We start from the raw sequence: 20,574 nt of genomic DNA, 5'->3' as shown, positions 1-20,574 counted from the left end.
TGGGTTAAAAAGGTAATACATTGATAATATCATGCAGTCAGTTTACCAGATCAATAACTATAGGGCCGGCAGACAAAATGCCGGCCCTTCGTTTGCGGTTACGTAATAGTTGCAACGAACTTTCCTGTTTATAACGGATGACTGTAGTTGTTGAAACTCAATGTATAACCGCTGAATTAATTTTGATAAGTTATCCACCTTTACGTCTGGTATGCTCTTTATTTTTTTATCTTTTGTTTTAGGTTAACCGACCTTATTAAAACTAAAACGTAACGCCATGTAGGTAGGGCGTCTCAAAGTATGAGGCGCCCTTTTATATTTTATTCTGAACAGCACTCGTCTTTTACTCAATCACTTTACATTGTTTATGGAAAGCTGCTGTCGGATATAACGCCGGGTAATCAATGTAACCATTATCCCCGCCCTGATAAAAAGTATCAGTGTCGGGTATTGCCAGGGCCGCATTATTCCTGAACCGTTCTACCAGGTCGGGATTGGCAATAAAGGGCTTGCCAAAAGCCACCAGGTCAACCAGCCCCGTCTGTAAGATCGTTTCTGCAGAAGCAGCGGTGTGTCCACCAGCAAGGATCAACAGGTTATGAAACCGGTCCCGAACGTTCTGAAGAAAGGCGGGTGGGATGGATGATCGTTCGTTAGTTACAAGAGCCGACAAGTGTATATACAGGATGTCCAGTTCTTGCAGGGAATCAATTATATATTTATAGGTGTCGGCTTCTTCATCATAAGGTGGAAGTTCGTTGATATAGGCAAATGGCGATAACCGTACTCCTGTTCTTTCTTTTCCAATTGCCGCAACAACACCTTCCACAATTTCCAGTAAAAAGCGGCTTCTGTTGGTTATACTGCCACCGTATTCATCTGTTCTCCGATTGGTATGCGGGTTCAGGAATTGTTCGGGCAGAAAGCCATGCGCACCATGTATTTCCACGGCATCGAAACCGATCTCAATAGCGCTGATCGCAGCCTGAACATGCGCCGCTATCATTGCCTTTGCACCTTCCGTAGTTAAAGCTTCAGGTATGGGCAATGGTACATGCTCATCGCCCGGAATGCGAATAATACCCTGGGCTTGTACGGCAGAAGGGGCCACGACCGGTGCTCCGCCTTCATTGTTAAGCGGGTGGCCTATCCGGCCTGCATGCACCAACTGCACCACAATTTTTCCACCTTTTGCATGCACCGCATCCACTACCTTTTTCCAACCTTCTTTTTGTTGTTGGTTATAAATGCCAGGCACCTGCAAATAACCAATACCATTAGGTGACACCGCGGTATTGTCGGTTATTATTAAACCGGCACCCGCCCTTTGAGCAAAATATAATTCCATGGAGGCATTGGGGATACCATTTATAGCCCGGCGCCGGCTCATGGGCGCCATCACTACCCGGTTATTTAAGATGAGATTATTATAAACTAATGGGGATAATAAAGTTTTTGCTTGCATCTGATAATATTTGATAACAAAATTATCAGCCGGCGTGATGGTAGAACAGTGACCAAAAAAGGTTTATTCTGTATAATTAGAGGTTGTAAATGACTTTAATAGGTTGTTAGGCGCGTTTGGCTTTCTTCCGGAATTCGACAGGACTAACACCGCCGCTGTGCTTTCTAAACTGTCTGTTCAAATGACTTTCGTCGGTGAATCCCAGTTCATCGGCGATTTGGCTTACGGTAAGGGCGCTGTTTGTCAGCCGGTGTTGCACCAATTGAATTTTGTATTGTGTTATATATTGTTGCAGACTTTCGCCCGTTAGCTTTCTGAAATATTCACCCACATAAGTAGCCGACAAATTAAATTCCTTAGCCAGGTAAGGGATACGCAATTTATTAGGGGTATTAATATTTTCACGCACATGCAACAACATCCGATTGATGAGTGGTTCGGGCACCGGATCATCGTTCACGGTAAGCTTTCCATCGGCCACATTGCGAGCGATCATATTCAGTACGAGGGTAATAAAATGCTGCAGGTTCTCTTCATAATAAGGTTGTTTCCCTTCGTATTCCAGTACCATATTTGAGATCAAAGTTGCGATCATTTGGCAGTCGGCCGGTTGTTTGATCAGCATCCGTTCAAAACGGTTATGGTGGTAGAAGATGTGTTCCAGTTGCCGTAACCAGGATGAGATGCGTTCACGGTCCTGCTCATTTTTGCATTTGCTTAGAAAAACTTCAGAAAACCGGATAGAACAGAACCGGGTAGGGGTTTCCATTTCAAAACCCCGGCAATCGAGTGGGGTAAACAGAAAAATGCTGCCCTTGCTATAAGGGAAGCGGTTATGGTTCACCACCCGCACGCCTTCACCATCGAGTATTTGGACGATCTCGAAAAAATGATAGATCAATGGTCGTGATTGCCAGTCGTCCATGTCTGCCACATACAACTCAAAAGGCCGTTGTAATAGTTTCTGTTTCATAACCTGTAAAATTACAGAAGAAACCTTTCTTTTTCATGATTCTACCCTTGCAGCGGGAGTTAATTTTGTCGGCTATAATTAACTTTTATGAATTTAAAAGAGGAAATGCAGCCTGCAACCGGAACTACAACTATAAAAGCTGTTCGTGTTCACCAGCATGGCGGTCCAGCCGTACTAACTTATGAAGAAATAGCTATCGGTCAGCCCGGGCGGGGGGAAGTCCGTATTCGAAACAAAGCGGTAGGGCTCAATTTTGTTGATATTTATTTCCGCAATGGTGACTATACGCCACCGGCATTGCCATTCATTCCAGGTAATGAGGGAGCGGGAATAGTGGTGGCTGTTGGAGAAGATGTAAAAGATTTTGCTCCAGGCGACCGGGTAGCGTATGTAATGACGTTAGGGGCTTATGCCGAAGAAAGCCTGGTGCCCGCGCACTATCTTGTACACCTGCCCGATACTATAGATTTTGAAACAGGTGCCGCGATGCTATTGAAAGGACTTACTGCCCAGTACCTGCTGCGTCGGACATTCAAGGTGGAGGCAGGACATACGATCCTTATTCATGCGGCGGCCGGCGGGGTTGGACTTATTCTTACCCAGTGGGCGAAGCATTTGGGGGCAATTGTTATTGGTACGGTAGGTTCGCCGGAAAAGGCGGAGATAGCATTGAAAAATGGGTGCGACTATGTGATCGATTATCGTAAAGAAGACTTTGCCAAACGCGTGAAAGAAATTACCAATGGCGAAGGATGTCATGTGGTGTATGACGGTATTGGGAAAGCCACCTTTTCGGGTTCACTCGATTGTCTACGCCCGTTTGGCTATTTCGTAAGCTATGGTTCCGCCTCAGGCGCCATTGAGAAATTCGATATTATGACGTTGATGCAGAAAGGCTCTGTATTCGCCACCTGGCAATTGTTGTTCGATCATTTAAGAAAACGGGAGGATGTGCTGGCAATGAGTAAAGAACTATTTGAAGTGGTAACCAGTGGCGCGGTGAAAATTCCGGTGCACAACCGTTTACCCCTGAGCGAGGCGGCCGAGGCGCACCGGCGGCTGGAAGCAAGGGAAACGACCGGGGCAACGGTACTGGTGTTGTGGCATTAATTTTGCGGCACGCAGGCTTCTTTGTCACGAGTAGAGCGATGCTCTACTTATAGAAAAAAATCATCACCTGATATTATGGGAAACATCCACGACATTATCCTATCCTTTGAAAAAGAAATAGCCGCCCAGGGTTTTGCCATTCACTTTTCCGAACCTATAGCTGTAGAAGAAGTAAAGGGGGCGGAAGCCGCGCTGGGTGTTGCCTTTCCGACAGAATATGTCAACTTCATTACAACGCATGGGTTGCTGGTGGTTGAATTATTAAGAACGGGTGACTTTCTTTTCGAGATGCTGATGCCTTCCCATGCAGTGGAGGATATGGAGTATGTAATGGATGACGAGGGTGAACAGAACCGGGAGATAGCGATCTTTCAGAAATTTGGAAAGCAGGACATATTTGAGTTCTATGCCTTTCAGAGAGACGGTGCCGTTGTTTCTTATTTTGATGACGGGGCCATCATTCGGCCGGTGGCGCCCAATTTCACCCAACATATTAGAATATTATTGCAAAGCATCATCGATGGGTCGTACCGCAACCGGCATACACCAGATAGGGTATATGATAAACAGGCATTCGACGCGGGGGAGCAGGCGCAGAAAGATCGCGCCGATATGCTGCACAGCATTCAGGAGGCAGGAAAGCTGTTAAAAAATGCAGACAAAGAGCGACTGATAAAAGCGCTGGGTTTATACAACCATGCAATAGACTACTTAAAAACAGGAAAGGTAAAAGACGATCATTATTGGGCAAGTACGCATTCCCTGTGCCAATGGGCCTGCAGCAGTTTGTTGGCGAATCATAGACAACAACTAACTGATGCGGAAGTGAACGATTTTAGAGCGCAATTGATAGAACATGCCCAACAGGCCCTTGCGCTAACACCCATCAACAGCGGCAATGATTATTATAATAACATCATCCGCTCCGCCAGTAATGCCCTGGCCTGGCACATGACCGTTAATACGCAGCAAAAAGATCTCCTTGAAAAGGGACTTACTATTGTGCAACAAGGCATCGACCAGATAGAGACTTCACAACACTATTTCATCTATGATACCCAGGTAAGAATATTATTAAAGCTGGATAGAAAAGAGGAGGCTTACCGCATTGTGCACCGCGTCACTACAGAGGTGCCCGGGTTTTCCGATTTCCAGGATTTTACAAACAATGAAGAATACCAGGGATGGGTGCGGCATCAGGGGTAACTATCATACATACTATTATGTCGAAAGAACTGCAATTGCTGGCAGTGGACCTCTCCATGTAAAAGTTGCTTACAATCAATTCTTTAAAGTAGGAAGATCGGCTTTTATGATTATCCGGTACTTTGCAGTATTAAAAATTGATTGTGTATGGACAAAGCCAATTTTTTATCGTGGCAAAGCAGGCTTCATAAAACCATTTACGAATCAGATACCCCGGCCGGGAAAGCCTTCGATGTGGCTCTTTTAATATTTATAATCTCAAGCATTATAGTGGTAATGCTGGATAGCATTAAAAGTTATCACTACCGGTACGGACATGTTTTTTATGTAATGGAATGGGGGTTCACAGGTTTATTTACATTGGAATACATGCTGCGTTTGATAAGTATTAAAAGGCCTTTAGGCTATGTGCTGTCGTTTTTTGGCTTTATCGATCTGCTGGCCATAATTCCATCTTACTTAAGTATTTTTATCGTGGGGGCACAATCATTACTGGTGCTACGTGCTTTACGGCTTTTGCGAGTGTTTCGTATTTTCAAGCTTACGCATTTTTTAACTGAAATAGAATTCCTGAAAATATCTCTCGTCACCAGCTTAAAAAAGATCGCCATATTTATGCTGGTAGTATTGAGCCTGGTTATTATCCTGGGCTCAATAATGTACCTGGTAGAGAATGGAGAAAATGGATTTACCAGCATTCCCGATAGTATTTATTGGGCTATTGTCACCATCACTACTGTGGGGTATGGCGATATAGCCCCAGTGACGGCAACGGGTAAGTTCATTGCTTCTTTAATGATGTTCATTGGTTATGGGATCATTGCAGTGCCTACGGGTATTATCACCACCGAAATGGCCAATACAGCACGCATGAAGAAACAAGGCCAGGAAGTCTGTCCGGGCTGTGGGCGAGAGGGGCACGACAAGAATGCGGTCTATTGCAAGTTTTGTGGAACGTTGTTATGATCGTCCACAAGATGACAAGCTAAGGCGACCACATCCTCCAACGAGGCTCTCAAAAACCAATTGTACATCCTGCAATAATGCCTCCCGCCTTAAAATAACATGGCACCGAGCCCGAGCAATGAAATGAGCTTTGAGTGAACAAGTTGCTTAAACGCAGGCCAATAAAAGATTTCCGTGCAGTGGCTTTAGCCAACAATCGTTCTTAGTTCTTCCACAAACAACTTAACCTCATCCAACGTATTGTAATAATGCGGTGAGGCTCGTACAGCCCATTCAACGCCTTTTTCGTCGAAATCCATTACTCCAAATGCCCTAAAACTTGGAACAACGTTTATTTTTCGATTTAGTAACTCTTTTACTATATGAATCGGTTCAGAACCTTCAACATGGAACGTCACCAGACCTCCCAGTTCTGGTCCCCGATCCAATACCCTTACTTTATCGATAGTTTCAAGTTCTTGTCGCATAATGCCTGACAATAATTTTACCTGTTGCCTGATTTTTTCTTCTCCCACTTTCAGGCAGTATTCAATCGCAGCTTTGGTTCCAACAACTGTGGAATATGCAAATTCCCAGTCCTCGAAACGTTTCGAATCGGGTTGTTGCAGGTATTTGTCCTTTTCTATCCACTCTGCGCCCCTCATGTCTATAAACATTGGTTCCAGTTCTGCCCTTAGTGCTCTATCTGAGATATACAGTGCTCCTGTTCCACGGGGCCCTCTTAAAAATTTTCGGCAGGTAACACTCAAAAAATCACAAAAGAGCTTTTCCACATCCAATCTCATTTGACCTGCACTTTGACATGCATCCAGTATATACCATGTTTTATCCGGATATAGTTTCAGGTAGTCGCAGTAAATCTTTGCAATTTCATCCACCGGCTGAACCAATCCGGAATTGGTAGGAATATGAGTAATAGCTAAAAGTTTGGGGAGATATTTATATAATTTATTTTTCAGATCATCTAAATCTACGCCTCCAATAGTTGCATTTTTTATATGAACAATTTCTACCCCTAGCCTCTTTTGAAGTGAAAGGAACTGAATTTGGTTAGAAACGAAATCGTCACAATCGGTCAGGATAATATCCCCCTTTTCAAAGGGTATTGATGATAGTGCCCTCGTATAAGCATCAGTGGCACTGGCAGTAAAAGCGATATTGGATTGCCTGCAATTAAACAATAGTGCACATTGCTCATAAAACGAACTTATAACATCTGCTTTCAAAGCTGCAGCTTCATATCCTCCGATCTGAGATTCCAAAATTATATGATCTAACTGAGCTTTGGTGACTATATCAGGCATCAGGCCAGATCCGGCGTTATTCAGATGAATAACATTCTTTGTACCGGTAGTTTCGCTTCTTAAATGTAGCACTTCCTCAACAGAGAATGCACTGTTTAAGGGAAGTGTAATTGATTTTGCTGTACTCATTATCGAATGGTTTAATAATGCAAAAATATTATTACACCAAAGGGTAAATTTTTCGATATTGAACTTCAAGTGATATTTTTAAGCTAATATTATAACAAAATCGGGTAAATTATGCATCATGCTTTGGATGAATACGACAAAGCGCTTCTACGCTTATTGCAACAAAACAATTTGCTGACTACTGAACAGCTTGCTGAAAAAGTAAATCTCAGTCAAAGTGCTATTCAAAGGAGGTTAGTAAAACTCAGGAAAGAAAAAATTATAGAAGCCGATGTTTCAATAATATCCCCCCAATGGGCAGGCATAGGAATTGTTTGTGTTGTAGATGTCATTTTGCATGAGGGTAGTTCTAAAGCCATTGAGAATTTCAAAAAAGCAATGACCAAATGCCCCGAAGTTTCCCAATGTTATTATGTTACGGGAACCTACGATTTTGTTTTAATAGTAAATACCAAAGATATGCGTCACTTTGAAGAGTTTCAAAAAAAGAATCTCCTGGATAATCCAAATCTAAAGCACTTTTATACTCATGTGGTGATGGACAAAGTAAAAGTAGGATACGGGGTAAACATATAAATCCAAAACGTCCATCTTAGGTAATGATTGTTTTTTCGTTTAGGTCGGCCATGTAGTAGTGGGCTGTTTCAAAAATAATTTTGAGACGGCCTTTTTGTTTTAATGGCTGTGTCAGGATACAATTCAAGATCTAATTGTATCCGGCCATTCGCTCAAGTGCCTTTCGGGAGATACGTGCCGAAGTACATGCGATTACTGCTGTACAATATTTCGTATATTTCCTTTATCATCCAGCACTTCAATCTTTGGATCCCCGTTTTTGTCCACGTATATCTTCATTTTTGGCTTGCCATTTGAATCGTAGAGAAATAACCCGGAATCGTTTTTAGCGGTCCTTCCTACAAACAGTCTTTTCTTGGCGCCATCTTTATCCCAGAGGGCATTCATCTTTTCCTCTCTCTCTTTTTCGTCTTTAATTTTTTGCAGTTCTTCAAACTGTTTATTTCTTGAGAGCATGTCTGATCCTACAGGAAATTCCCGCACTATAATCCCTCTCTGGATGCTGGCAGCGCCGTTTTCATAGGTTTCATCGTTGAGGATTTGAATTACCTGGTCGTCGTGGTAATTATCCATCGTGAACGACATGCCCGAGTTCAGCGCATTCTTATCTTTGGAAACTTCGGCAACAATGCCCCCGCATTCATCTCCTTTGTTATTGAAGAAAATGATGCCGGCGGGCCGGGGTCTCTGGGAGAGGTTCTGCCCGTTAATCCTGCCGGAATGCTGCCTGGTTTCGTTGCTGATCACCATTCTAAGGCTGCCATCCTCACCGGTGAGGTTGATCTTTTTTACGGTCAGTTCGTCCATGCTGGCGTTTTTATCTTTGCCGCTGAAAGAGGTGAGTATAAATGCAAGGAATAGCGATGAGCTGATGATGGCGTAGTAAAATAAAAAATTGAGCTTTCGTTGTAAGGATTTTTCCGTGTGCTGCATAAATCGTTGATTTGTTATTGAATTTGGAGTAAACGAAGATGTTGTAGGGTGTTCCTTCTTTCGGGCCAAGTCAGTGAGTATCTGGTAAACTAAATAACGTGATATTCTTTCTGTAGCAGACCTGTCAACCAGTATATTCTTTAATAAATTCCGATAGAAGTCCCTCATTATCCGGCTTTAATTTATTTTCATAATAACCGTATACAGTTGGATCGGGATTTCCATCAGCCTTGAAGTACCAAAACATATATCCCTGATGCATCATGAAAACAAAGTCACTACCATCAAGAAAATTTTCAATCCCGTCCACTTCCAAAAGTTCAATAGCCCACTGATTTAATTCAGGATGTGTGTTGCGCAGGTCTGTACCAATTAATTTTGTGGGGATAGAAAAAGAACAAAGCCTATAAAAGTCTTTATAAATTTCCGGTAATGAAATTTGATATTCCTGTTCAATTCGTGAAAGCTTGTCCATAATGACGAAAAGCGTTTATACATTCAATATAAACTACTTTCTGGTAAGAGAGAAATACCATTAGTCATTATAGAACTAAAAGGTTCGACATATCCGGTGGAGAAAAAAATAAAGCCTTGCATTACAATGCTTTATAAAGAAGTGGAGTCGAGGGGATTCGAACCCCTGTCCAAACAGAATTCCTCTATGGTGCAATTCAATCAATGTGTTAGGTAAGCATCAATCTCTTTACTTACATTGGTAAACCTTATTTTCCGGCATGATTATGAAAGCCGGATGAGTTCAGGTTTAGTATGTTTATGGCGTCATTAGAAGCTATTTCAGCCTTTATTTTGGTTTTTTCGATGATGACCTCCGCTAGCTAAGCCGAAGTCCGTAAAAGGTAAATTATTGCGCCAATGTTACCGCAGCCGGTGTTATTCTGTTCCCCGTTGATCAAAAGTTATGTCAAAATAATAATGAGATGGTAGTGACATCCTGGTCAGATTCTCGCCAGATATACTAAAACAGGCCATTTCCCTATACAGAATGCCACTGAAATGCCACTGGAATGCCACTGAAACCCCATATTCAGTGGCATTCTTATGCGATATCAATGCGATATCGATGCAATTTAGAACGGGTATGTGCCTATATCTGATATATATCACTAGAATTAATCATGAGTCTGGCCAGGGATCTTAGTGCATTTACACACTTATTAGGTAGATAGGTAGACCTACACAAACGCCCATGCGGATGGGGGGACGGGTACAGTTTCTTTGGGTCTTGGCCCTGTTTGCACAAGGTCTTGTTCGGGTCACGTTCGGCTTTTCCCAATAAAAACCCAGTGTTTCCCCAGGGAAGACCAAAACAAATCCCGAACAAAAATGAGTCAGCGTGCTGTTAAGTGGCTGTGTTTTATGGGATTACGATCTTGTATGAGCGAAAGGAGAATCTCAAGTAATTGTTAATCAATATGTATAGCAGATTTCTAACTCCCATTGTTGAATAATAATTTATCATCTTTCAATTTCTATATGGTGCAATTCAAACCGAGCTATCATGTGCGCAAGGAAAATCTCAACTAATGTTTCAATTCCTGTATGGTTCAATTCAAACACCAATGAAAATTCAACTAATTGCTTGCCGCTGTTTGGCTTCAATTCCTATAAGCTGACTGTTGATAGTGATTCGCATGGTGAACTCGTTTCAATTCCTAAATGGTGCAATTGGAACAATTTGTTTCTTGAATCCATCGGTTTTCATTCCAAGTTTCAATTCCTACATGGTGCAATTCAAACCATTATTGGAAGAATGCGGTTATGGTGAAATTGACCTATTTCAATTCCTGTAAGTGCAAATCAAACCGGGCGTGCATCGAAGGTTTTAGCATTCGTCCAAATGTTTCAATTTCTGTATTCCTCTGTGGTGCAATTTAGATAATCTTACTCGATCAGTCGAACTACGTGAACAAGTTGTTTCAATTCCTAAATGGTGCAATTGGAATCCATTTGGAAATTTAAAAATGCAAATCCCAATACAAAGTTTCAATTCCTCTTTGGTACAATTCAAACAGGTGTCAGCCGGCGATTAAGCACACTTTATTAGGTTTCAATTCCTGTATGGTGCAAATCAAACACTAAAGAAGTAGCGCATTTCACTGTCCAACCATTGTTTCAATTCCTCTATGGTGCAATTGGTATATATTTTACCTGCTAACCTAGCCGAATAAAATGCCAATCATATTGCTTCTTTTCTTTAGTGGATTCACTAATTTTTGAGTATCTGTTGTAAACGGCATTATGCCGGTACCGTATAACCGTGGCGCCCGGTTGTATTACTACTGTTATGCCGTTTATTTGTTACATCACTCTTTTCACTAATCAATAAAACTTGCCAAATGAATCGCTTATCATTAAAAATCGTATGCACATTCCTTATCGCTACGCTTTTAGGCGCCTGTTATAAGACAGCAACACAAACCGAAAAGATCCAGCAGGAAAGACAGATCAGCACTGAAGCCAATCCTACCAGCGGCTGGACGCAAACCTCTTACACCTATGGGATTCAAACACCCTGGGACCAGCCCCAATCGAACAGGTATAGTTACTCCGCCGGTGAGCATCATTTCTGGATCTATGCCGGCGATGCCTGTCAATTTGAAGGTTGTACCACCGGGCCCCGTTCAGAATTACGTATGAATAATAATTACACATCGGGCAAACATCAGTTTGAAGGCGATGTATATATTGTTTCAGGCTCGGCAGGCACAGACATTATGCAGGTATTTGGTGGTGCCACCAATGCCACCGCTATCATGCTTAAAATTCATGCGGCCAGCAGCGGCACCATTAAACGGTACGATAATGAAACACTCATGACAAACGCTTATAACAAATGGATACATGTAAATGTGCAACACGATGCAGACAATGGCAAGATATATGTTTACCTGAACAATGCCTTAAAAGGGACTTACGCAGACCGAGGCGATGCAACCCATTATTTCAAATGCGGGGTATACAATATTTCAGGTACTCGATCTGAAACACGTTGGAAAAATATCAAGTATTGGAAAAACGGCCCGGTTGGTCAATAAGAAACAAGTAAATATTTCATAAGAATTATGCCAGTTTTATTTATATAGGGCTGGCATATTTTTTAGAGCTCTATGCTCTCTTTTTAAAGGAAAAAATAAAATAAGCTTGACAGTTTTAATTCATTGTAACAATTGTTTGAAAAAGATTAAAAATACGCTTCAAATCGTTTCAATTCCTATATGGTACGATTCGAGATGTACGAAAATATGGGCTTGCCGACTGGCTTTCAATTCCTGTCTTTTCAATTCCTGTATGGTGCAAATCAAACCAGCTTTTCTTTTCTCTGCTCCGCCAATAGTACCGTTGTTTCAATTCCTATTATGGTTCAATTCAAACCACAGTCTCGCGTTTTATCCATTCAACATAATCGACGTTTCAATTCCTGTATGGTGTAATTGAATATTCGCTCTAATTTGGAAATTTCATCTTCGTTTCAATTCCTCTATGGTGCAATTTCAAACGATAGTTAAAGATGATTCATGGCTTGCAAGGTACTTTCAATTCCTATATGGTGCAATTGGAACCTTACAGCAATCCGGTAGCTACAGTGGCGCCTTATGATTCAATTCCTATTTGGTACAATTCAAACTTTCTGTTCAGCATATTTTTCCTTGTCCAAATCAGTTTCAATTCCTGTATGGTGCAATTAAACTAAAAAAATGGCATTACCTTATCTAAACCTTTACATGTTTCAATTCCTATATGGTACAATTCAAACCATACTGCCAGTGAGGTGAGGGGCGTCCTACAGATGTTTCAATTCCTCTATGGTGCAAATCAAACAGGCCTAACTCGCCTATGATGCCGATCGTCTGGTTGTTTCAATTCCTGGATGGTGCAAATCAAACTAAATACCCGGTGGCGGTTATACCAGGTCAACTGTGTTTCAATTCCTGTATGGTGCAATTCAAACTAGCGGTGCCCCATCTGGTACGGCGTCGTTAAATGGGTTTCAATTCCTGTATGGTGCAAATCAAACCAGACCGTTAGCGAGATTGAGGACGGGTTTCTCAAGTTTCAATTCCTGTATGGTGCAAATCAAACGCCGAATTTTTCGGCCAGTTTTTCAAACGTGAAATGGTTTCAATTCCTGTATGGTGCAATTCAGACTTGCTTCATCGGTTAACGATGTTAACACAATGGCGTTTCAATTCCTCTATGGTGCAATTCTGGCATAGTCATCATGGATGCCTTTAATGATTATGTGCTGTTTCAATTCCTCAATGGTGCAATTCAGGTGAATTACTCGTTGTTGTACTCACGCGCATCCTCGAGTTTCTATTCCCCTTTGGTGCGATTGTGTTGCCTTTGTGATATTTTCCTGTATTGCCTGGTCGTCGTTTCAATTCCTCCATGGTGCAATTTAAATCCGATAGTGTGATGTAGAAAAAGAACTAAAATCGATTTCAATTCCGGTATGCTCCAATTGGAACTTACTTTTTAAGTGTTATTTCTTTTTTTTCATCGTAGTTTCAATTCCTGTATGGTGCAAATCAAAAAACGGGGTACGAATGGTTAACTGGATCATTTAAAAAGTTTCAATTCCTGTATGGTGCAATTTGAACTATAAAATCCGTCGCGAACATTCGCGCCAACCAAGTTGTTTCAATTCCTATATGGTGCAAATCAAACCCAATGACCTTCGTCGTTTCGAGGTTTTTTATAAATGTTTCAATTCCTATATGGTACAATTTAAACCGGTCTTGCGCTACTCCAATTCTGAGGGCTTCCAGTTTCAATTCCTACATGGTGCAATTCAAACTTGGCTGTCAATTGAAGCAAAGAACTCCCGGCCAAAAATATCATCCATAAAAAGGTTTCAATTCCTGTATGGTGCAAATCAAAAGAATCAGTAACGATATCTTTACTCTCTTCGTTTCGATTCCTTAATGGTGCAATTCAAACTGACGGTCTTTCTCTCAAATGTCAACCCTGTATTAGTTCCAATTCCTGTATGGTGCAAATCAAACGATAGCCGGCAAACAGGCGGCAGGCAATTACATAACGTTTCAATTCCTATATGGTGCAATTCAAACAAACTCCTTATATAACTGCCGTCTCAGCAGTTCTTCGTTTCAATTCCTGTATGGTGCAATTCAGATTGCCAGCTTATCTATATTGTCAGATTCTTTTAATTTGTTTCAATTCCTGTGTGGTGCAATTCAAACTTTGCAAGCACGGGTGGCGTTGTAGTGTGAGAACAGGAGTTTCAATTCCTGTATGGTGCAATTCAAACAATAACAAGTGTCATGCAGCCGCGGTGTTTTTTTAGCGACCTTCTTTCTGGTGCCGAATGATGGGTTTCCAATTCCACTATAGTGTAATTAAGACGGTAATTGGGAGTGAGCGGTCAAAACGTTTGGCGAGTTTCAATTCCTATATGGTGCAATTCAAACGATCAGTACGGGCTTTCTTTTTTGATCTACATCAAGTTTCAATTCCTATATGGTGCAATTCAAACACTTCACGCCAAAAGACAAAATTCAGGTTGAGGGGTTTCAATTCCTGTATGGTGCAAATCAAACACTTTGTCACTTATTCCTGTCGTTTATATCAATGCCGTTTCAATTCCTATATGGTGCAAATCAAACAGAACAATCAGCGGGCACCTGCTCGATATATATAGGTTTCAATTCCTGTATGGTGCAAATCAAACCGGACGCGGCAAATGCTATGATCGAGGCGTTTGCAAGTTTCAATTCCTGTATGATGCAAATCAAACAACTGAAAGAGAAGTTAAAGCTGGCGTGTTCTCTGTTTCAATTCCTGTATGGTGCAAATCAAACGTACGGAGAGAACGCCTTTGGTGAGCCTGCAGACAGTTTCAATTCCTGTATGGTGCAAATCAAACTGCCAACGCAGCGCAATGAAAGTTACCCCGAGTAACGTTTCAATTCCTGTATGGTGCAAATCAAACATGGATGGGTCTGGGTGTTGTGCAGTTACTTCTTTGTTTCAATTCCTGTATGGTGCAAATCAAACCCGAGTTACTCCACATATTATAAACATCAGTAAAATAGTTTCAATTCCTGTATGGTGCAAATCAAACCCTACTGCCCCATAAACCAAAGCGACTATAATTAAGTTTCAATTCCTGTATGGTGCAAATCAAACCCTGCGTCCCTTTGAGGCCTTGGCTGTACAAATCCGTTTCAATTCCTGTATGGTGCAAATCAAACGAATTTCATGTTCGAGATGACCGCCTCCATGTTGAGTTTCAATTCCTGTATGGTGCAAATCAAACTACAAGGTATTCGTCTTGACCCTCTTTCTAACCTATAGTTTCAATTCCTGTATGGTGCAAATCAAACACACTTAAAATGCAGACTCATGATTTCCATTCGCAAGTTTCAATTCCTGTATGGTGCAAATCAAACTTCATCCTGCCTCCACACTACGTCATCACTGTTACCGTTTCAATTCCTGTATGGTGCAAATCAAACGCTGAATCCTGACACCGTTGCCAACCTAAACTACATGTTTCAATTCCTGTATGGTGCAAATCAAACTCTTTGGCCGGGTGGGAAGTTAAGTATCCTTAATCAGTTTCAATTCCTGTATGGTGCAAATCAAACGCTTGTACCACCGAAGAAAAATAAGACTAAAGTAAGTTTCAATTCCTGTATGGTGCAAATCAAACGGGCATGGACGCGGGTATATTGGATCCAGCCCCTATTGTTTCAATTCCTGTATGGTGCAAATCAAACTGTATTGGCGGCGGCATTTCAGGTTGTATGTATGATGTTTCAATTCCTGTATGGTGCAAATCAAACGGGGGCGGCAGATGAGTAAGAAAACGATCACACACGTTTCAATTCCTGTATGGTGCAAATCAAACAAACTCGGTAAAGCTTCCACCAGACGACAATTTCATGTTTCAATTCCTGTATGGTGCAAATCAAACCTGTATCCCTTAAGTGAAAGCCCCGTTGATGCCCAGTTTCAATTCCTGTATGGTGCAAATCAAACCGCGCCGCTGGCCGACATTACGATGACTGCTGTGCGGTTTCAATTCCTATGTGGTGCAATTCAAACTGATATCTAACATGGGAAGCACTGCTCTCAGATATCGGTTTCAATTCCTATATGGTGCAATTCAAACGATGGCAACGATGGTATTTACATTCCTGGAGCAATGTTTCAATTCCTGTATGGTGCAAATCAAACCGGACGCGGCAAATGCTATGATCGAGGCGTTTGCAAGTTTCAATTCCTGTATGATGCAAATCAAACGGTTTCGCAAAAGTGGATGAATTCCTCTATGGTACAATTCAAATCTGATAATTGTGACTTATAAAAGAACTAAAATTGATTTCAATTCCGGTGTGGTGCAATTGGAACTGCGAAGCCATCGACGCCATAATTGAGCAGACACGTAGTTTCAATTCCTGTATGGTGCAAATTAAACAAAATCGCTTTGGCTACTTTGTTAGTGGCTGCATTGTTTCAATTCCTGTATGGTGCAAATCAAACTCCCATTTCCTTTCGATTCTGTTGCCACCAATTCGGGTTTCAATTCCTGTATGGTGCAAATCAAACTGCTGGCGGCGCCCTGGTTGCCCTGGTGGCTATGGTCGTTTCAATTCCTGAATGGTGCAAATCAAACAACTGGAACGACTACGTTAGCACGGTTAATAGTAAGGTTTCAATTCCTGTATGGTGCAAATCAAACAATAGGACTTTAACCATGCCGGCCTCATCAACCCAGTTTCAATTCCTATATGGTGCAATTGGGGCTGACAATAAGCTAAAAGCCTTTTACAACACTGTGCTATTTCAATTCCTATATGGTGCTATTGAAACCAAGATGCCCGATCCCGAAATAGGCAAGTGATACACGTTTCAATTCCTGTATGGTGCAATTGTGTTACTATACTAGCCGTCGCCTAAAGGCGTAGTACAGTTTTAATTCCTCAATGGTGCAATTAGAATCTTGCAATTGTGTATTGCACAGATGCAAAGCATAATGTTTCAATTCCAATATGGTACAATTGGAACCCTGTTAAATTTTTTATTATGGCACGCTTACACATATTTCAATTCCTGTATGGTGCAAATCAAACGCAAGCTGGTCATGAAAAACAGCGTCACATCACCACGTTTCAATTCCTGTATGGTGCAAATCAATACCGAATTTTTCGGCAAGTTTTTCAAACGTGAAATGGTTTCAATTCCTATATGGTGCAATTCAAGCAACTGGATAGTATTTTCTTTTGTAGCTCGGTTTCAATCCTCTATGGTGTGCAATTCAGTTCTGATGAACTCAATACACTACAACAAAAGACAATTTTGTTTCAATTCCTATACGGTGCAATTGGAACAACAATCCGCTATTGTTGATAGAACAACAGAAAAGCAGTTTCAATTTTTCTTTCGTGCGATTGGTGCTACTTTACTCCAAAAGACAAAGTTCAGGTAGAAGGGTTTCAATTCCTCTATGGTGCAATTGGAACGTTTTTTTCTTCATGGACCCCAGTGCCCAATGATGGGTTTCAATTCCTATATGGTGCAAATCAAACCAGGATGGATTAAAGAATTACAGGGTTCGGCTCCCTTGTTTCAATTCCTGTATGGTGCAAATCAAACGCGGTACCTTATTGCCATCAATAAGAATCAAATCTTTGTTTCAATTCCTGTATGGTGCAAATCAAACACTCGCTATATGGCGATGACTGTTATGCAGCAGTAAGTTTCAATTCCTGTATGGTGCAAATCAAACTACATCGGCCATATGGGGCAGCTCCACGAAATTATGTTTCAATTCCTGTATGGTGCAAATCAAACTAGATTGAAAATTACAAACCCGTTGGATGCTGACTAGTTTCAATTCCTGTATGGTGCAAATCAAACTAAACGAATGAATCAGAGTAACCGAGGGTGATTCAAGTTTCAATTCCTGTATGGTGCAAATCAAACTAAACGAATGAATCAGAGTAACCGAGGGTGATTCAAGTTTCAATTCCTGTATGGTGCAAATCAAACTAGATTGAAAATTACAAACCCGTTGGATGCTGACTAGTTTCAATTCCTGTATGGTGCAAATCAAACTAGAAAACGCAACGCTTCAATTTAATGATAAACCAATGTTTCAATTCCTGTATGGTGCAAATCAAACCTGGGGCTAAGTGTAATGTGTATTTACTGACCTTAGTTTCAATTCCTGTATGGTGCAAATCAAACGTCCTAATCAAAAAAAAGAAAATATGGGCTTGGGAAGTTTCAATTCCTGTATGGTGCAAATCAAACACTATTCGCGTACCCACGAATATTGTACTACCAGCGAGTTTCAATTCCTGTATGGTGCAAATCAAACAACTGAAAGAGAAGTTAAAGCTGGCGTGTTCTCTGTTTCAATTCCTGTATGGTGCAAATCAAACAAGCCATCTCGAAAAGAAACAACCATTGTTATGTAGTTTCAATTCCTGTATGGTGCAAATCAAACACTAAACACCCAACTGGCTATACTATCCTTCTTACCGTTTCAATTCCTGTATGGTGCAATTTGAACTATAAAATCCGTCGCGAAAATTCGCGCAGCAAATCAATCGATAAGCGCAGATCCGATGGAGCGGCTACTTCAATGGGTTTCAATTCCTGTATGGTGCAAATCAAACGGCGGCGCATCTAACTGAAAAGTATTTCCTAAACTTGTTTCAATTCCTGTATGGTGCAAATCAAACCAACTGAATCAGTGATAACCTTCGTAGTTGTATCAGGGTTTCAATTCCTGTATGGTGCAAATCAAACTTGATGTAGCCGCGAAGGTTAGATCGTTGCTACCGAGTTTCAATTCCTGTATGGTGCAAATCAAACCCGGTTACCCAACTACAAGGTAGGCCGCGTGAATTAGTTTCAATTCCTGTATGGTGCAAATCAAACCCAAACTTCATCCAGGGCGCCCTGTCGTTTGACAGTTTCAATTCCTATATGGTGCAATTCAAAAAGAACATTTACAGTGCTTCCTATAAGATCATGTAAGTTTCAATTCTATCATGGTGTAATTTATTAAGTCCAACATTCGGTCACACATACCGCGTTCATCGTTTCAATTCCTCTGTGGTGCAATTCATGCAAGGAGATGTCTACTAAGCAGCTGTGCTTCCTGTTGTTATAATTCCTCTATGGTTTGATTTGAATACTCGCGTGATGTTGATTGCTGATAAAGAAAAGCTGTTCGTTTCAATTTTTCTATGATATAATTAATAAACATTTTTGTTCCTATATGTCAAAGAGCTTCCGAATTTCAATTCATTTAAGGTGCAGTTCAAACAATGCTCTATGCCAATTCCCAAACAAGGTGTTGTGCGTTTTTCGTCCATAGTGCGACACGAGCTGGCACATAAGTCTTCGACCTATCGTTTAATAAGTTGTTTCAATTCCTCTGTGGTGCAATTTAAACGCCAAATCACATCCTCTTAAATATTTCAATTCCTATATGGTGCGATTGGAACACGACAATGGATCTGGATCAATATATCACAACCTAGTTTCAATTCCTCTATGGTACAGTTCAAACGCCAAACTGCTTCCTGTTTAGTGTTTAAATTCCCAATGTAAACCAATGAGGATTTGGATTGTCGTCCACTTCCTATGTTTCGCTATTTGATGCTATTAAAAGTTCAGATATTTGGAGAAGTAAACAACATCGAGGAATATAGAAAATTAAAAGATTTGCTAATTGTCCATTAATGCGCTCATTGATTTTCATAATCAAACGCGAGCATCAAATCAGTAAGTCTCTTCTGGGCCTTATCAAGTGCATCATACGTTTCATTTGTTGTGACTAAATATCCAGCCCCTGCCAGGGTAACAAACGTTTCTATGCCCGGTAATTTTTCTGCAACGATTGGGACTGCTTTTGGCTCCTCACTTTCTACAACAAGTTTAGAGCGAATGGCAGCAGCAATTTTATTTGCATTGTCACTTATTGAAATTGCCAGCGTACTTTGAATATCTAAAGTTCTGGCCTGATTTGTAGTGATTCGCCAGTCTAATAATGCTTCTGCCAAGGCTTTTATTATGGAATCTCTACCTAACTGTAATATTTTACCATTTTTATCCTTTTGATCTTTTTTTGGACATATCAGGCATTTTCCGAAATCATTAGTTCCTTCTTTCCATCCTAACTTTTTTAATCTGAAAATTGTTTTGTCAAGGTTTGATTCGTTTTCATCTTTTCTTAGCTCTGGTTCATTGGAATTAAGCGATACACAGAAAAGTGTTCTCAGATCAATCACAACGTCGTATACAAATAAGCCACTTGTCCTAGCTCCGGAACCGTTTTTGTTGGGGATCCACTTTCTTCTTAAACTCCTGGCTGTTCCTGCAAGAATATCTTCAATTTGATCGTCTGTTAATTGCTTGCCTTGGCTATCCCTTACGATAACTCTATGCAGCTCTGGTTTGTTACTTCTGTCAAAAGTTACATTTTCAGTAGTGTAACCTACTAATAAGGGATGTAATGGCCTCATAGCTGATATAGATAGTGGACTTCTTCTTTTAACAGCACGTTCTTTTCCCCCTTTTGGGATAGACATCCATCCGCCGATTAATTGATCGGGATAAGAAGGGTCACAAACGGATAATACTTCGCCTTCTTCCAGGTTAACTCCATCAAATACAAACGTCGTGGGGGCCTCGTTTTTGTTTAATTTTGTCAAAAACGATTGCAGAATTGAACGTTTAACCTGTTGTCCACTTGAGTAAGGTAAACGGAGCGAATTGCCGAATCTATCCTTAAATAACGCGTCATAGTAAAATTTTTGACCATCCTGAACACAAAACACAGTATGGTCTACTCTCTTTAATCCTCGGATAAATAAGTAAGGACTTTGAGCTGTTTGAGCCTGCATAAA

General features: G+C 41.0%; 12 protein-coding genes and 3 CRISPR repeat arrays. Of the genes, 6 read left to right on the top strand and 6 right to left on the bottom strand.

Annotation, left to right across the window (positions count from 1 at the left end):
• Nucleotides 1–343: 343 nt before the first annotated feature.
• On the bottom strand, nucleotides 344–1,465 hold the full coding sequence (locus tag J7I42_RS19800; RefSeq protein ID WP_209140585.1) for an alkene reductase: 1,122 nt from the start codon (nucleotides 1,463–1,465) through the stop codon (nucleotides 344–346).
• A 106-nt stretch (nucleotides 1,466–1,571) separates the two neighbouring features.
• A complete protein-coding gene (locus tag J7I42_RS19795; protein ID WP_209140584.1) occupies nucleotides 1,572–2,438 on the bottom strand; it encodes a helix-turn-helix domain-containing protein in 867 nt (288 codons plus the stop codon).
• 87 nt (nucleotides 2,439–2,525) lie between these two features.
• Between J7I42_RS19795 and J7I42_RS19790 the strand changes: the two genes are divergently transcribed.
• The 3 genes from J7I42_RS19790 (at nucleotide 2,526) to J7I42_RS19780 (ending at nucleotide 5,720) form a co-directional block, all read left to right on the top strand.
• Nucleotides 2,526–3,548: a quinone oxidoreductase family protein gene (locus J7I42_RS19790; protein ID WP_209140583.1), complete on the top strand. Its 1,023-nt coding sequence runs from the start codon at nucleotides 2,526–2,528 to the stop codon at nucleotides 3,546–3,548.
• Nucleotides 3,549–3,623: 75 nt separating this feature from the next.
• Nucleotides 3,624–4,754 (top strand): SMI1/KNR4 family protein, encoded by a 1,131-nt coding sequence (locus J7I42_RS19785; RefSeq protein ID WP_209140582.1) that lies wholly within the window; start codon nucleotides 3,624–3,626, stop codon nucleotides 4,752–4,754.
• Between the two features lie 147 nt (nucleotides 4,755–4,901).
• Nucleotides 4,902–5,720: an ion transporter gene (locus J7I42_RS19780; protein ID WP_209140581.1), complete on the top strand. Its 819-nt coding sequence runs from the start codon at nucleotides 4,902–4,904 to the stop codon at nucleotides 5,718–5,720.
• A 185-nt stretch (nucleotides 5,721–5,905) separates the two neighbouring features.
• Here J7I42_RS19780 and J7I42_RS19775 read toward each other — a convergent pair whose 3' ends face one another.
• Complete coding sequence (locus J7I42_RS19775; RefSeq protein WP_209140580.1) at nucleotides 5,906–7,153, bottom strand: aminotransferase class V-fold PLP-dependent enzyme; 1,248 nt, start codon at nucleotides 7,151–7,153, stop codon at nucleotides 5,906–5,908.
• Between the two features lie 111 nt (nucleotides 7,154–7,264).
• On the opposite strand from J7I42_RS19775, the gene J7I42_RS19770 reads away from it, so the two are divergent.
• On the top strand, nucleotides 7,265–7,729 hold the full coding sequence (locus tag J7I42_RS19770; protein WP_209140579.1) for an Lrp/AsnC family transcriptional regulator: 465 nt from the start codon (nucleotides 7,265–7,267) through the stop codon (nucleotides 7,727–7,729).
• Between the two features lie 192 nt (nucleotides 7,730–7,921).
• Here the strand turns inward: J7I42_RS19770 and J7I42_RS19765 are convergent, their stop codons facing one another.
• Together J7I42_RS19765 and J7I42_RS19760 are read right to left on the bottom strand one after the other, a co-directional pair.
• On the bottom strand, nucleotides 7,922–8,662 hold the full coding sequence (locus tag J7I42_RS19765; protein WP_209140578.1) for a hypothetical protein: 741 nt from the start codon (nucleotides 8,660–8,662) through the stop codon (nucleotides 7,922–7,924).
• Between the two features lie 124 nt (nucleotides 8,663–8,786).
• On the bottom strand, nucleotides 8,787–9,137 hold the full coding sequence (locus tag J7I42_RS19760) for an SMI1/KNR4 family protein (RefSeq protein WP_209140577.1): 351 nt from the start codon (nucleotides 9,135–9,137) through the stop codon (nucleotides 8,787–8,789).
• Nucleotides 9,138–11,019: 1,882 nt separating this feature from the next.
• On the opposite strand from J7I42_RS19760, the gene J7I42_RS19755 reads away from it, so the two are divergent.
• Nucleotides 11,020–11,718 (top strand): polysaccharide lyase family 7 protein, encoded by a 699-nt coding sequence (locus J7I42_RS19755; protein ID WP_209140576.1) that lies wholly within the window; start codon nucleotides 11,020–11,022, stop codon nucleotides 11,716–11,718.
• Between the two features lie 2,366 nt (nucleotides 11,719–14,084).
• Nucleotides 14,085–15,952: a CRISPR direct-repeat array (repeat unit 30 nt; unit sequence GTTTCAATTCCTGTATGGTGCAAATCAAAC).
• 184 nt (nucleotides 15,953–16,136) lie between these two features.
• Entirely contained in the window at nucleotides 16,137–16,553 is a 417-nt protein-coding gene (locus tag J7I42_RS19750) for a hypothetical protein (RefSeq protein WP_209140575.1), read from the top strand.
• A gap of 588 nt (nucleotides 16,554–17,141) precedes the next feature.
• A CRISPR array of direct repeats spans nucleotides 17,142–18,227; the repeat unit is 30 nt; unit sequence GTTTCAATTCCTGTATGGTGCAAATCAAAC.
• Between the two features lie 75 nt (nucleotides 18,228–18,302).
• A CRISPR array of direct repeats spans nucleotides 18,303–18,662; the repeat unit is 30 nt; unit sequence GTTTCAATTCCTGTATGGTGCAAATCAAAC.
• Nucleotides 18,663–19,413: 751 nt separating this feature from the next.
• On the opposite strand, the gene J7I42_RS19745 is transcribed toward J7I42_RS19750, so the two are convergent.
• Nucleotides 19,414–20,571 (bottom strand): hypothetical protein, encoded by a 1,158-nt coding sequence (locus tag J7I42_RS19745; protein WP_209140574.1) that lies wholly within the window; start codon nucleotides 20,569–20,571, stop codon nucleotides 19,414–19,416.
• Between the last annotated feature and the right edge of the window lie 3 nt (nucleotides 20,572–20,574).

The sequence above is a fragment of the Niastella soli genome (genome assembly GCF_017742245.1).
In the GTDB taxonomy this organism is placed as follows: domain Bacteria; phylum Bacteroidota; class Bacteroidia; order Chitinophagales; family Chitinophagaceae; genus Niastella; species Niastella soli.
Note: the sequence above shows the minus strand (reverse complement) of the source record. Positions and strands in the feature narration are given on the sequence as shown.